The following is a 13224-nucleotide window of genomic DNA, read 5'->3' on the forward strand; positions in this document are numbered from 1 at the left end:
CCCTCAATCAAGGTCGTTCAGTGGCCAGCGCACAATGAAGTCTTCAAAGTCCTGCATATCCACCTGCGTTTCTGAGATGGTTTTATTGCGCACCGACATTTGTTTTTTATGCATCAGGCTTTTTTTACCATTGTTCAGCAATGGATGCCAGCTTGGCAAACCACGCCCTTCATGCAGCCGACGATAACTGCAGGATGGCGGCATAAAAAAGATATCGGACAAGTTGTCTTTGGTTAGCTGAATGCAGTCCGGTACCAGCACCGTGCGTTGTTGGTACTCGGTGCACTCGCATTTGTGCGAATTGAGATAACGGCAGGCGATGTTGGTGTAATGCACCTCCTCGCCCTGATGCAGTTGATCGGTCGGAGCAAACTCAAGCTCAGCGGCATCGTCGTCGATGAATTTGTTGAGACAACATTTGGCGCAGCCATCGCAGACGGCCTCCCACTCCTGCTGCGTCATCTCGGCCAGGGATTTGTGCTCCCAGAAGCGTTCAGTCAGGCTCATGCCGCCACCACCTTGGTTTGAACCCGCAGCAGATCGGCCAGCTGCAAGCTTAAAGCGTCTCCCGGCTGCAAAGGGCCGACACCTGCCGGCGTGCCGGTCAGAACCATATCGCCAGGCAAGAGGGTAAACCAGTGCGACATCTCGCTGATTATCTGGTGGATGCCGCGGATCATGGTGGCGGTGGTCCCGGACTGACGCAACTGACCATTGACCTGCAAGCTAAAATCCAACTGCTGTGGATGCTTGACCTGGGCTTGCGGAATAAAAGGCCCTACCGGGCAAGCCCCATCGAAGCCTTTGGCGATGTCCCAGGGGCGCCCCAAGCGTTTCAGCTCGGTTTGCACCTCGCGCAGGGTGAGGTCCAGTGCCAGACTGTAGCCCCAAACCGCAGTACCGACCTGCTCGACGGAGGCTTTGCAAAGCGGCGACTTAATCAGTACCGCCAACTCGGTTTCATTGTGCACGGCACCATGCTGCATCGGGATGGCAACCGGCTGCGTCAGATCGGCCAGGGCGGTTGCAGGCTTTATGAAAAACAAGGCCTCGGCTGCCACCTGGCTTTTCATCTCGGCGATGTGATCCTGATAATTTTGGCCAATACAGACCACCTTACCCACAGGCAGATCTATCCGGTCCCCACAAAGGTTTCGATGCTGGTACATAGCTTACTCGCTGATGATTAAATCGGCCAAATACCCGACACTGGTGACAAAATAATAAGAACGGTTCCAGTGCATCAGGGTTTTGTAGTTATCATAGGCCAAATAGGCCCGGCCGCCCTCATTATCAGGTAAAATCAGCGCTGCTTTAATGTCGCGCTCTGGCAAATCACGGCCATCAAGCCGCCGTACGCCCAGCTCTTGCCATTCAGCCAGAGTCCGTTCAGTACGGGCCCATTCACGCAACCAGGCCGCCCGGTTTGGGGTACCACGCGGGATGGCGTAGTCCATTGAAAAATTTGCTGGCAGTTTCACTTCCCGGCCCCAGGTCTGGCTGTTGTCCCAACCCAGGCTACGCAGGTAGTTGGCAATGGAAGCGAACACGTCCATCTGATTGCCCCAAATGTCTTTTTTACCATCGCCATCAAAGTCCTGCGCATAAGCAAGGAAAGAACTCGGCATAAACTGGCTTTGCCCCATGGCGCCGGCCCAGGAACCTTTCATGTCTTCAAGCGCAATGTGGCCAGCGGCCAGAATGTCCATGGCATGAAAAAATTCACTGCGGAAGAAGGCTTCCCGCCGGCCTTCATAAGCCAGGGTTGCCAGCGAGGAAGGTACCGAATGATTGCCCATAAAGCGGCCAAAGCTGCTCTCAAGCCCCCAGAGTGCAATGATAAAGCGCCCTTGCACCCCGTAGCGCGCTTCCACTTCTTTTAACTGCTCCTGATAGCGTTGGTAGCGCTCACGCGCCATCCGGATCCGGGTTTCGCTGACCCGCTTAGGTAAGTAAGTATCCAGAGTTTCAATGCGCTCGGGTTGATTGCGGTCGGCCGTGACCACCCGCTGATGAAATTCCAGACTGCCAAAGACCTGCTCGATCAGTGCCTGATCATAGCCCCGCTCGATGGCTTCTTGCCGCAAGCCCTCGGCATAGTCGTCAAAGGTTGGTGTGGCCAGTACCGGAAAAGCCAGCATGGCGCTCAAGGCACCGGCTTTTAGCCATTGAAGTATGCGCATAACACTCCCGTTTATGATTTTGATTGCAGCAAAGCTTTGTGTTCTGCCAGCAAGTCCTCTGGCGGTGGCGGCAATTGCAGATAATACCCCTGCTCTGTCAGAGCCGCTTTTACCTTACTGAGATCCGCCTGGGCTAAAGAAGTTCGCTTATTCAGATCAATCAGGGTAACCAATTGTGGCGTACCAAAGGTTGCCAGCAAGGCCTCCGGCACGTTGGAGAAGTCATCCCGTCGCTCGATGTAGAGGTAGGTTTGTTCTTTTTTGAGGCTTTTATAGACAACACACAACATGGCGTAAAATCACTTTATCAAACTTGCCTAACAAGGGTGTAAACTATACCATGAAGCCTGGGCCTTGTACCGCGCTTCCCGCTCTGCTGCTACGCTAACAGGATGAAATTCATTCAGCCGGATATCCCATTAGCAGCTTTAGCAGTTTTCCTGGTGTCAGGGTAGATGCTAACTAGTTTCCAACCTGAAACGGCATCCCTGCCGTTTCAGGGAGTCGCCAGGAAAAAACGCGTTTTTTCCTGACTCGCAAAAATGAGCCCAGGACGAATAGAACAAAGCCGAATAAAATAAAGCCAAATAAACTAAACGTGCGCTGCATTCAATTGAGATGATCATACCCAACTATGTCCGAACCATTCTTTGAGTTAAAAGGAAGTCTGTTCCCACTGTCTGTGATTCACAGCAGCGATCTGACACTGGCCGGTTTGCAAACCGCCCTTGAAAAAAAACTCAGCCAGGCACCTGGCTTTTTCCATCAGGCTGCCATGGTGATCCAACTGGCACCCGAGCAGCAAAACATCGACTTTGCTGGCATCAAGCAACTCTTTACTGCGCTTAAACTGGTGTTGGTGGGTGTGGCCAACGCCAGTCCAGAGCAAAAACAACAGGCACAAGCTGCAGGTCTGGCCGTGCTACGGCTGGGGCAAGATGCCAAACCAACGTCTTCAGCCTCAACAGCAGCAGAAAAACAGAACGACAGCGCCGCTGCCTCTGTGCAGCAGGTGCCGATGCACACCAAAGTCGTCGAGCAAAACATCCGCTCCGGCCAGCAAATTTATGCCAAAGGCGCCGATTTAATAGTGCGCGGCGCAGTGGGGGCTGGTGCTGAAGTCATTGCCGATGGTCATATCCATATCTATGGTACCTTACGGGGTAAGGCCATTGCCGGTGCTGCTGGCGATACCGGCAAACGCATCTTTTGTCACAACCTGCAGGCCGAACTGGTCTCGATTGCCGGTCATTACTGGCTAAGCGATAGCTTGCAAGGGGATTTTTGGAATAAAGCAGCCTGCATTCGGATGCAGGACGACAGCATTGTCATTGGCGAGCTGTAACATCAACTGAATTATAAAGAAGGAATTGAATCCATGGCAAAAATTATCGTGGTGACCTCTGGCAAAGGCGGCGTGGGTAAAACCACCTCCAGTGCCGCCATTGGCACAGGCCTGGCGTTGAGTGGCCATAAAACTGTAATTGTCGACTTTGATATTGGCTTGCGCAATCTTGATCTGATTATGGGCTGTGAACGCCGGGTGGTCTACGACTTTGTCAATGTGATCAATGGCGAAGCCAACCTCAAGCAAACCCTGATCAAGGACAAACGTGTCGACAACCTCTTTATTCTGCCGGCCTCACAAACCCGCGATAAAGATGCCTTGACCAAAGAAGGCGTGGAAAAAGTTCTGAATGAACTGGCGAAAGACTTTGAATTCATTATTTGCGACTCACCAGCCGGCATTGAAGCCGGTGCCATGATGGCACTGTACTTTGCCGACGAAGCTGTGGTGGTAACCAACCCCGAAGTGTCTTCGGTGCGCGACTCGGATCGTATTCTGGGCATGCTTAGCAGCAAGTCTCGGCGGGCCGAGCGTGGTGAAGATGCCATCAAGGAGCACCTGCTGCTGACCCGTTACAACCCAGAGCGGGTTGCCAAAGGCGAAATGTTGAGTGTGGAAGATGTGCAGGAAATTCTGGCAATTCCGCTGATTGGCGTCATTCCGGAGTCGCAGGCGGTCCTCAACGCATCCAACTCCGGCCAGCCGGTCACGCTGGATCAGGACAGCGATGCAGGCCAGGCCTATTTGGATACCGTCAGCCGCTTGCTGGGCAACACCGTCGACTTCCGCTTTTTAACGGTGGAGAAAAAAGGACTGCTGAAACGGATTTTTGGAGGTTAGCCGCATGTCGTTATTGGATTATTTTCGTTCCACCAAAAAGAAAAGTGCCAGCACCGCCAAAGAGCGGCTGCAAATTATCGTGGCCCATGAGCGCAACCGCCGCTCCGGGCCTGATTACTTGCCGCAACTCGAACGCGATATCCTGGAGGTGATCCGCAAATACGTCGACATTCCGGCCGATCAAATTTCGGTGTCGCTGGAGCAGCGCTCCGACGAGCTTTCGGTGCTGGAACTTAATGTCAGCTTCCCGGACGAAAAACGTTAATTGCTAAAAAAAGGCCCGGGTTACCCCGGGCCAAACTGCACATCAGTCAGGATGCTAGCACAGAATTAATCTTGCTGGACAAAGTCGTCCATCAGAATTAAACCAAAATCTGCGGTTAAGCCTTCACCATCACGTGCAATGGCGGTGTAAATGGTGTTTGCTTCCAAATCCAGCGTTACCGGGCCAATCGCCACATCTTTGGTTCCGGCCACTGTCACAGAAACCACATAAGAGCCCGCTGCCAGAGAGACATAGCCAGTTTCAGCCAGGAAAGGTACCTCGCTAAACGCAGGCTCGGCTTCGCTGATATCCGCCGTTTCAGTCACATAGATATCCACCTCAGGGGCTAGGAAGGAACCGTGGATGATACGGACTTTGGCTTCGGTGGCAACACGACGCGGCTGGTCAAGCAGCACCAGAGGCGTGATTTCTTCTTCACCCAGAGAACCCAGGGCCAGGACACTGTAAAAAACGCCTGCCGCCAAATCCAGATCAGCATCAATCGCAACGATGGAGTTGTCTGCATTGGCAGCAACCTTCACATTGTACTCCGCTGGGTCAACATTCAGATAGTCTGTAAAGTCTGGGAAAGCCAAGTCTTCAACCAACCGAATCTCGTCATTTACCAGCACATCCACAGCAGGCGCATCGGAAACACCATGCACAACACGCACAGCCGCTTTGCTGTTGGCATCCATCACGTCAAAGAAATTGCCATCCGGTGTGACTGCCAACAATGAGACAGGCGAATCGCCGGCAAAGCGATTGTTGATGGCTGCCACGACCAGATCAGTCCCTGCCGCTAAATCCAATGGGCCACTGTCAAACACCACTGTGTCTTCTCCAGGCAAGGTGATCCGCACCTGGTAATCACCAGCAGGCACATCGATTGGGGCTGTGTGATCTTTGAATCCTAAAGTCGCTATCGGCGCTGATAATGCGTCGCCAGGCGCTGTTACATGAATATCGACATCTGGCGCTGCGGAAGAAGCATGAACCACTTGCAACCGAATGTTACCGGATGCCAGACTGGTTTTGCTGTCGGCGATGATCAAAGGCTCAATGGTGCCGTCAGCCGCCGAACCAACCGCAAAGACTTTGTGATCTGTTTGTGAAGTCAGGCCAACAGTGGCTGGACCAATCACAGTCGCCCGCTCACCGCCCGGTAGTATTGCCCGCACTTCTACAGCGTAGTTTGCAGCAATGAGTGTAAATTTTTCAGAGCTTTCTGCGTAATCAAGCCCCTGAACAACATCGGTACCTGCCAGGCGAATGTCCACAGCTGGTGCGTCAGAAACGGCATGTATGACACGAAGCTCAGCCGACCTTTCCGGAGGTACTGGTGGCAATGAAATGGATGAATCATCAGAGCTGGAGCTATTGCACGCAGCCAGTGTGGATACCATGGCCGCAGAAATAGCCAATCGTGTTAGTCCTTTCATGTGTATACCCTTCTTGATTGATGGTTGCACAAACTTTACGCCACCGTATCAAGAAAGGATCACGAAAAAACCGTTTTAAAAAATAACCAATAACTATGAAAAAAAACGACTGATCGGCTTTGATTAACCGTCGTATAAAATTGGTTTACTCCTGCACAAGGTGCGTAGGAAAGGGCAATACCGGAGCAAGTAGCGGCTGTCGCCAGCCGCGGAGTAACTCAGGCTTTGGCAACTGCGAACGCTCGTTGTCGTCGATACGCCAACACCAGTTTAAAAACTCTGTTTGTTGACGCTTGGTCGCCAACAACTCCGCCGGTAACTGATGCTGTTTCGCAGCTTGCTGCACCACCTCACGAATTTGGGCGGTTACTTCCCGATAACCAGCAAAGGCCTCGCGATGATACACCGGCTCAGGCCAATGAACGGGCTGACTGGCAAGCGCCTGCTCCACCAGCTGCAGCAAGGTGCGACCATGCCGCTTTAGCTCTCGCTCAGGAAGTCCGGCAATGGCTTGCAGCGCCGATAGACTTGTCGGTGCTTTACGTGCAATATCGAACAATTGCGCATCTTTAAATACCAGGCTTAGCGCTAAGTCTTTGCCTCTGGCGTACTCCAGCCGCCAACAGACCAGACGCTGCAGCACCACCAGAGCGCGGGCCGGCAATTGCCAGCTGTTTTTAATATCAATAAAACGCAACCGATCCGGCCACTGCTGACTGCGCCGCAGTTGAATTTGCTCTGCTTCGGCCAGCAACAACTGATACTGCTCCGTGGACAACTGTTGCTGCAGGGCCTGATAAACTGGCAGCAAGAAGAGCACATCGTTGGCAGCATACTGCAGCTGCGCATCACGTAACGGCCGCGCCAACCAGTTGGTTCGGGACTCGCCTTTATCCAGAGCAGTGCCAGTGATGGATTCAACCAAGGCAGCAAATCCCAGGCTGCTGCCCTGCCCCAGCAACAAAGCCGCCATTTGGGTATCGATCAATGGCTGGATCTGTGCAATGCCAATGGTGTGAAAAGCATCCAGGTCTTCAAGACAGGCATGCATCACCTTGGTCACCGCCGGATTGGCCAGCAAGTCTGCCAACGGCTGCCAGTCGGTGATGGCTAAGGGATCCACCAAGGCCAGCTGGTCACCATCGTACAACTGAACCAAACCCAACTTGGGTTGCAAGGTGCTTTGGCGGATAAACTCGGTATCTAGCAACAAGACTGGCCGGGTGGCAGCCTGCTGGCAAAAATGCCGCAGGCTGTCGTTGTCATGCAGTAAAGGGATCAAAAGAACTCAAGACTCCCGCAATTCACGGCGTAAGATTTTACCGACATTGGTTTTCGGCAACTCATCGCGGAACTCCACTTGCTTCGGTACCTTGTAGCCGGTTAGGTGTTGTTTGCAGTGAGCAATTAACTCTTCCGCGGTCAAAGATGGATCTTTTTTCACCACAAAAAGTTTCACCACTTCACCGGCGGCTTCATTGGGAACACCCACGGCGGCCACTTCCAGCACTTTGTCATTCATAGCAGCGACTTCTTCAATTTCGTTCGGGAACACATTAAAGCCCGACACCAGAATCATGTCTTTTTTCCGATCGACGATGAAAAAGAAACCGTCTTCGTCCATGCGCGCCACATCACCGGTGTACAACCAACCATCCTTGATGGTTTTGTCGGTTTCTTCAGGACGATTGTAGTAGCCTTTCATCACTTGCGGACCCTGCACAATCATTTCGCCCGGCTCACCGGCAGGAACGTCCTTGCCGTCTTCATCAACAATACGAATCACAGTGGATGGCGCTGGCAAACCAATGCTGCCGGTAAAACCATCCACATCGTAGGGGGTTATGGTAACCAGAGGACAGCACTCAGTCAGACCGTAGCCTTCGAGTAAGCGGGTTTTAGTTAATTTTTGCCAACGCTCAGCGACTGGTCGCTGTACCGCCATGCCACCGCCCAATGAAATTTTAAGCTGGCTAAAATCGATGTCGGTAAAGCCAGGGGTATTCATCAAACCATTAAACAGAGTATTGACCCCGGTTAAGGCAGTAAATGGGAAGGCTTTCAGCTCTTTGATAAAAGCAGGCAGATCCCGTGGGTTGGTAATCAGCAAATTGGTGGCACCATACTTCATAAAGACCAGAAAGTTCGCGGTCAGCGCGAAGATATGATAAAGCGGTAGCGCCGTGACCACCCGCTCTTTGCCTTCTTCCAGCACTGGATCCAGGCAAGCAGAGGCTTGTTCCAGGTTGGCGACCATGTTGCGATGCGTCAGCATCGCCCCTTTGGAAACCCCAGTGGTGCCGCCGGTGTATTGCAAAAATGCCAGATCGCTACCATCGACATCAGGCATCTGATACTTTAGATGCTGCCCTTTTTCCAACACCTCTTTAAACGGGATCACCTTGCTTAATTGGTAGGCCGGCACCAGCTTTTTAACGTGCTTGACCACCAAATTGACGATGGTGCCTTTCAAAGTGCCCAGCATGTCGCCCATTTTGGTCAGGATCACATGCTCGACTTTTACTTTTTTCTGCACCGCCGCCAGAGTGTGGGCAAAGTTTTCAACAATGACAATGCCCTTGGCTTTGGAGTCATTCAGTTGATGCTCCAATTCGCGCGGTGTATAAAGGGGATTGACGTTGACCACAGTGCAACCTGCCCGCAGGATGCCCGCGATCACCACCGGGTTTTGCAATAAGTTGGGCATCATCACAGCCACAGCATCGCCCTTGCCTAAACCCAGCTCTTTTTGCAGGTAGGCAGCAAAGGCCTTGCTTAGTTTATCAAACTCGCGGTAGGTGATGCTTTTGCCCATATTGACAAAAGCAGTATGGTCAGGAAATTTATTGATACTCTGCTCAATAATATCCAACAAGGAATGATAATGATCAGCATTGATCTCAGCAGGTACGCCGGCCGGATAACGTTTTAACCAAACTTGCTCCACCGTCCTCTCCTTAAAATGTCGTATTTTCTGTTTTATTATGGCCTTACTGTCCCGGCAACCGGGCACAGCAAGTTCTGAGTTTTTACTCTAGCTAATTATCTTCCCACAAAAGTGGTCAGGCCACAATCGGCTTGCTGTCATCTTAACTCAGGTTGCGACAGATAAAAAATGCTCGATATGGCTTGCCACCTCTTTTGAACGAGTCATGTGGCAATGGTGGCCGCCACGAACAGACTGCACCTGGATATCTGGATACAGCGGTAACAACCTTGCTGCTTGCTCATTAAAGATACCATCTTCCGCCAGGATCGCCAGTACCGGGCAGCGAAGCTCAGCGATAAAAGTGTTTGCTTGCGCAGGACTTAACCGATACACCGATTACTGCTTTAAACGCATATCCGCCCGCCAACGCCAGCCCTCGGCTTCCTCGATGCAGCCGCGCTCAGCCAGTAGCATGGCCTCTTGCAATGAAAAGTCGCTTTGCCTTAAGCGTGCTTGTGCTGCGGCTTGAAGGTTGGGGTAGCGCGGGCTAGCTCTGCTGTCAGCTCGAAGCCGGGACTCCACACCCAGCCGCAACTGCTTGGCTGCTGTGGTTTCGTCGGCCACCACAAACCCCAGGGTGTCGATCAACACCAGCTGCTTAACCAGCTCGGGAAAACTGGCGGCTAGCGCAGTCGCCACCATGCCCCCCATCGAGTGGCCAATCATGGTGAGCTGCTGCCACTGCTGCTGGCGACAGAGCCGGACCAAGTCCTGCACCCAATCAAAAAAGTAATAGTGCGCATCGACGCCCCGGTGTGTTGAGTGCCCATGCCCCGGAAACTCAAGTGCCAACAGCGATTGGCTGGGCAGCACCCTGGCCAGCGGTATAAAACTGGCTGCATTGTCCAGCCAGCCATGCAAGCAAAGCACTGGCGACGTCGGTACAATTCGGCTACTACTAAGCGCAGTTAGCTCCAGCGCCCCCAGCTTGAATCGATGATGGTAGCTTAGCAAAGTTTATCCTGTTCAATAGGTTTGGGCGCAAAATCATCTTTGCTTTCTGGCGCCGACATTTTGTCATCATGGTAACAATTGGGTACACTGGATACTATCTTCAATCGTCGGAAACCAAGCATGATGATCCGTTTGACCTGCCTGGCAGCCAGCCTGCTGCTGACCGCTTGTGCGCAATCACCGCAGCAAAGTGCTGCCTCATCAGAACCAGAGACACCACGTAACATCATTTTTATGATTGGTGATGGCATGGGCGCCAACTACCTGACAGCCTACCGCTATTTCCTGGCCGAAGGCAAACAACAACAGATCAAACCCACCATTTACGACGAGTTATGGACTGGCATCTCCAGCACCTGGCCGGACGATCAAACCCTGGTCACCGATTCGGCCGCCAGCGCGACCGCTTTGGCGACTGGTTACAAGACCTTTAACGGCGCTATCTCAGTCGATCAGCAGCATCTGCCGATTGGCACCCTGATGCAGCAGGCCAAGCGCCTGGGCAAAGCCAATGGCATTGTTGCCAGCTCGCAGGTCAACCATGCTACCCCAGCGGCGTTTTTAGCCCACAACCCAAGCCGGCGTAATATGGATGCCATTGCCGATCACTACTTTGATATCCGGGTAGAGGGACAACTGGTGCCTGATCTGATGTTCGGTGGCGGTGCCCGTCATTTTATTCGTGATGATCGTAACCTGGTGGCGGAATTTCAGGCCGAAGGCTACCAGTACGCTGACAGCTGGCAGCAGTTAACACAGCTATCGCAAGCCCCCGCACTGGCATTGCTGGCCGACAATGGCCTGCCTTCGGTACTGAATCAAGAGAAGGAAGCGCCTTTGCAGGTGATGACCGAAAAAGCACTGGAGTTGTTGGCGGATCACCCCAAAGGCTTTGTGCTGATGGTGGAAGGCAGCCAAATCGATTGGTGCGGCCATGCCAATGACATCGCCTGCGCCATGGCCGAAATGCACGATTTTGCCCGCGCCATTCAATCGGCCAAGGCCTTTGTCGATGCCAACCCGGATACCTTGCTGATTATCACCGCCGATCATGAAACCGGTGGCCTTGCGCTGGCCGCCGACGGCATTTACGAATGGCGTGCCGATTTAATTTATGGTGTGCAGTACACAGTTCGGGAAATTACCCGACGTATGATGAAGCTGGAACCGGCAGAGCTGGCGGATCAATGGCGCCACTGGACCGGGCTGACACTAAGCGATGAACAACTGACTGAAGTACAAACCGTGCACCAGCAGCAACCCGAGCTATATGCCCTGCTCAATGGCTACATCAACAAGGCCACCCGCACCGGCTGGACTACCGACGGCCACACCGCGGCCGATGTACCGGTGATGGCCTATGGTGCCGGCGCGGAGCAATTTACTGGCTTTATGGACAACATTGATATTGCCAAGCGCATCATGGGCTTTATTCAGCAATCGGCCAATTAGGGCTTGTTGAGCTAGCGCGTTTAACGCGCCGCCAGCAACTGGCGGCGCAGCGTTGGAGCACTGGTATCCGGGTGCAACCAGATATCAAAAAACAAAGGGCCAAACTCGGTATCCTTGACACTGCCTATCGCTTCGCCGTTTAAGAAAAAATCCACCGTCATATCCGGTTGCAGCAAAGCGGCCAAACGATCGCCACGCCCGACATCCTGCCAGATGCCTTTGAGCTGATTGGCCCAGTCTTGTTGCTGTGCTTCGCTGCTGTGTCCCAGATGCTGCCACTGATCCACGGTAGCATCAATAAACTGGTCACGGCTGATGCTGCGTTTGTAGGTTAGCTCCAGCAGCACCGGTGCATTGTTTTGATAGCCATCGAAACTGCCATCACTGGTTTTTAACCGGGCGTCGTACAGTTGCCAGAACAGATAGCGAAAACTGCCTTCGCCAACCAGTTGCAAATCCGGCATGGCAGCAGCCGGCCACAGCCACGCCAGCAGAACAACACTAAGCAAGTTTTTGCGCATGCAATCGCTCCTTATTTAACGAACCATAATAAGCGGCCAGACCCGCCCAGATCAGCACCAGGCAGGCCCAGGAAACCCAGCCCAAAGGCATCAGCAACTGACCACCACTTAGAACAGCACCCCCCAGATAAGACAAGGGCCCACCAACAGCACCGAGAATAGGTGCCAGCCAAAGGGGTTTGAGCAAGGCTGCAAAGACCTCCACTACCGCCAGCGCAAACAAACACCAGAGTAGCAAGAACCAGGCGGGCAACCAGGTGGTGGTGGTAAACTGCAACACCCCGCTGAGCACCAAGACGCTGTCGATAGCTATCCCCAAGAGCGCCAGTTGCAACACCAGGATCTGCCTGGGTTTCGGCAAACGCCACCAGGCCCACAGCAGGTAGATGGCCACCGGCAGCATCGCCAGATGTTGAAAATACACCAGCGCCAACCAGCCGAGTTCAAAGCCAATCACGGCGCGCCAGTTCATGGTTTCATTCCCCCGGCTACCCTGATCCGCAGCGGGTACGGCAGCAGCCGCAGCAGATTGAGCGACCAGACCAGGCGTTTGGGAAAACGGATGCGAGGCTTGCCCTTGCTCAGCCCTGTCAGCATTCGCTGGCTGGCATCCTCGACACTGAGTAAAAACGGCATGGCAAAGTCATTTTTCTGCGTCAGCGGTGTATCGACAAAGCCGGGTTCTATCAGAGTCACCGCCACCCCCTTGTCGGCCCAATCAACCCGCAAACTGTCGGCAAAATAACTGACCGCCGCCTTGCTGGCCCCATAGGCTTCGGCCCTGGTAAAGGGAAAGTAGTGCGCCAGGCTGCTCACCAGTGCCAGCCGCCCTTGCTTCGACTGCTGCAACAAGGGCAGCAAGGCGGCGCTTAACCGGACAATGGCAAAGAAATTAATGGCGAAGGTTTGCTCAAAGTCTGACAGCTGCAAATCCCCTGCATCGACATAAATGCAGGTGCCGGCGTTTAAAACCGCCAAATCAAGCGGCTGGTCGGATTCGGCAATGCCCTGACAAAGCGCGGCCACATCTTGAGCCCGGGTCAGATCGGCCACCACCGGACGGATGCCGTTATGCTGAGCAGCCAGGGCTTCCAGCGCATCGGTTGAGCGGGCGACGGCCAGCACCTGCCAACCGGCCCGGGCGTAGTCCAGGGCAAGCTGGCGGCCAATGCCGGAGCTGGCACCGGTAATTAAACAACAGGGCATGATCAATCCAATGTAGAGCAATAT

At 53.4% G+C, this 13224-nt stretch carries 15 protein-coding genes; 4 read left to right on the plus strand and 11 right to left on the minus strand.

All coding sequences use genetic code 11. The features are described 5' to 3' along the window. Positions 1–3: 3 nt before the first annotated feature. The 4 genes from Q3O59_RS11325 to Q3O59_RS11340 are packed head-to-tail and all read right to left on the minus strand — an operon-like array spanning position 4 to position 2473. A complete protein-coding gene (locus Q3O59_RS11325; RefSeq protein WP_305945682.1) occupies positions 4–507 on the minus strand; it encodes a YcgN family cysteine cluster protein in 504 nt (167 codons plus the stop codon). Beyond that, a complete protein-coding gene (locus Q3O59_RS11330; protein WP_305945683.1) occupies positions 504–1169 on the minus strand; it encodes a fumarylacetoacetate hydrolase family protein in 666 nt (221 codons plus the stop codon). Before Q3O59_RS11330 ends, Q3O59_RS11325 begins: the two co-directional genes overlap by 4 nt. A gap of 3 nt (positions 1170–1172) precedes the next feature. Continuing rightward, positions 1173–2141, minus strand: a complete 969-nt coding sequence (locus Q3O59_RS11335; RefSeq protein ID WP_228591529.1) for a lytic murein transglycosylase — start codon at positions 2139–2141, stop codon at positions 1173–1175. A gap of 53 nt (positions 2142–2194) precedes the next feature. Then, positions 2195–2473, minus strand: a complete 279-nt coding sequence (locus tag Q3O59_RS11340) for a YcgL domain-containing protein (protein WP_228591516.1) — start codon at positions 2471–2473, stop codon at positions 2195–2197. A 344-nt stretch (positions 2474–2817) separates the two neighbouring features. Between Q3O59_RS11340 and minC the strand changes: the two genes are divergently transcribed. The 3 genes from minC to minE are packed head-to-tail and all read left to right on the plus strand — an operon-like array spanning position 2818 to position 4636. Continuing rightward, the gene (gene minC, locus Q3O59_RS11345; protein WP_305945684.1) at positions 2818–3528 is read left to right on the plus strand and encodes a septum site-determining protein MinC; all 711 of its coding nucleotides are present in this window, start codon (positions 2818–2820) and stop codon (positions 3526–3528) included. 33 nt (positions 3529–3561) lie between these two features. Beyond that, positions 3562–4371 (plus strand): septum site-determining protein MinD, encoded by an 810-nt coding sequence (minD, locus tag Q3O59_RS11350; RefSeq protein ID WP_228591510.1) that lies wholly within the window; start codon positions 3562–3564, stop codon positions 4369–4371. Between the two features lie 4 nt (positions 4372–4375). Beyond that, positions 4376–4636, plus strand: a complete 261-nt coding sequence (gene minE, locus Q3O59_RS11355) for a cell division topological specificity factor MinE (RefSeq protein ID WP_228591508.1) — start codon at positions 4376–4378, stop codon at positions 4634–4636. A gap of 65 nt (positions 4637–4701) precedes the next feature. Here minE and Q3O59_RS11360 read toward each other — a convergent pair whose 3' ends face one another. From Q3O59_RS11360 to Q3O59_RS11375, 4 genes are all read right to left on the minus strand, one after another. Beyond that, a complete protein-coding gene (locus tag Q3O59_RS11360) occupies positions 4702–6078 on the minus strand; it encodes a DUF4397 domain-containing protein (protein WP_305945685.1) in 1377 nt (458 codons plus the stop codon). Between the two features lie 145 nt (positions 6079–6223). Then, positions 6224–7360, minus strand: a complete 1137-nt coding sequence (rnd, locus tag Q3O59_RS11365; protein ID WP_369812385.1) for a ribonuclease D — start codon at positions 7358–7360, stop codon at positions 6224–6226. A 6-nt stretch (positions 7361–7366) separates the two neighbouring features. Continuing rightward, complete coding sequence (gene fadD, locus Q3O59_RS11370; protein ID WP_305945686.1) at positions 7367–9025, minus strand: long-chain-fatty-acid--CoA ligase FadD; 1659 nt, start codon at positions 9023–9025, stop codon at positions 7367–7369. Between the two features lie 378 nt (positions 9026–9403). Then, positions 9404–10021 (minus strand): alpha/beta fold hydrolase, encoded by a 618-nt coding sequence (locus Q3O59_RS11375; protein WP_305945687.1) that lies wholly within the window; start codon positions 10019–10021, stop codon positions 9404–9406. 120 nt (positions 10022–10141) lie between these two features. On the opposite strand from Q3O59_RS11375, the gene Q3O59_RS11380 reads away from it, so the two are divergent. Then, complete coding sequence (locus Q3O59_RS11380) at positions 10142–11473, plus strand: alkaline phosphatase (RefSeq protein WP_305945688.1); 1332 nt, start codon at positions 10142–10144, stop codon at positions 11471–11473. 20 nt (positions 11474–11493) lie between these two features. Here Q3O59_RS11380 and Q3O59_RS11385 read toward each other — a convergent pair whose 3' ends face one another. The 3 genes from Q3O59_RS11385 to Q3O59_RS11395 are packed head-to-tail and all read right to left on the minus strand — an operon-like array spanning position 11494 to position 13200. Beyond that, complete coding sequence (locus Q3O59_RS11385; protein WP_305945689.1) at positions 11494–11994, minus strand: chalcone isomerase family protein; 501 nt, start codon at positions 11992–11994, stop codon at positions 11494–11496. Then, entirely contained in the window at positions 11975–12466 is a 492-nt protein-coding gene (locus Q3O59_RS11390) for a DUF2878 domain-containing protein (protein ID WP_305945690.1), read from the minus strand. The genes Q3O59_RS11385 and Q3O59_RS11390 overlap by 20 nt, the downstream gene beginning before the upstream one ends. Further along, positions 12463–13200 (minus strand): SDR family NAD(P)-dependent oxidoreductase, encoded by a 738-nt coding sequence (locus Q3O59_RS11395; RefSeq protein ID WP_305945691.1) that lies wholly within the window; start codon positions 13198–13200, stop codon positions 12463–12465. The genes Q3O59_RS11390 and Q3O59_RS11395 overlap by 4 nt, the downstream gene beginning before the upstream one ends. Between the last annotated feature and the right edge of the window lie 24 nt (positions 13201–13224).

It is taken from the genome of Alkalimonas delamerensis (assembly GCF_030717955.1).
In the GTDB taxonomy this organism is placed as follows: Bacteria; Pseudomonadota; Gammaproteobacteria; order Enterobacterales; family Alteromonadaceae; genus Alkalimonas; species Alkalimonas delamerensis.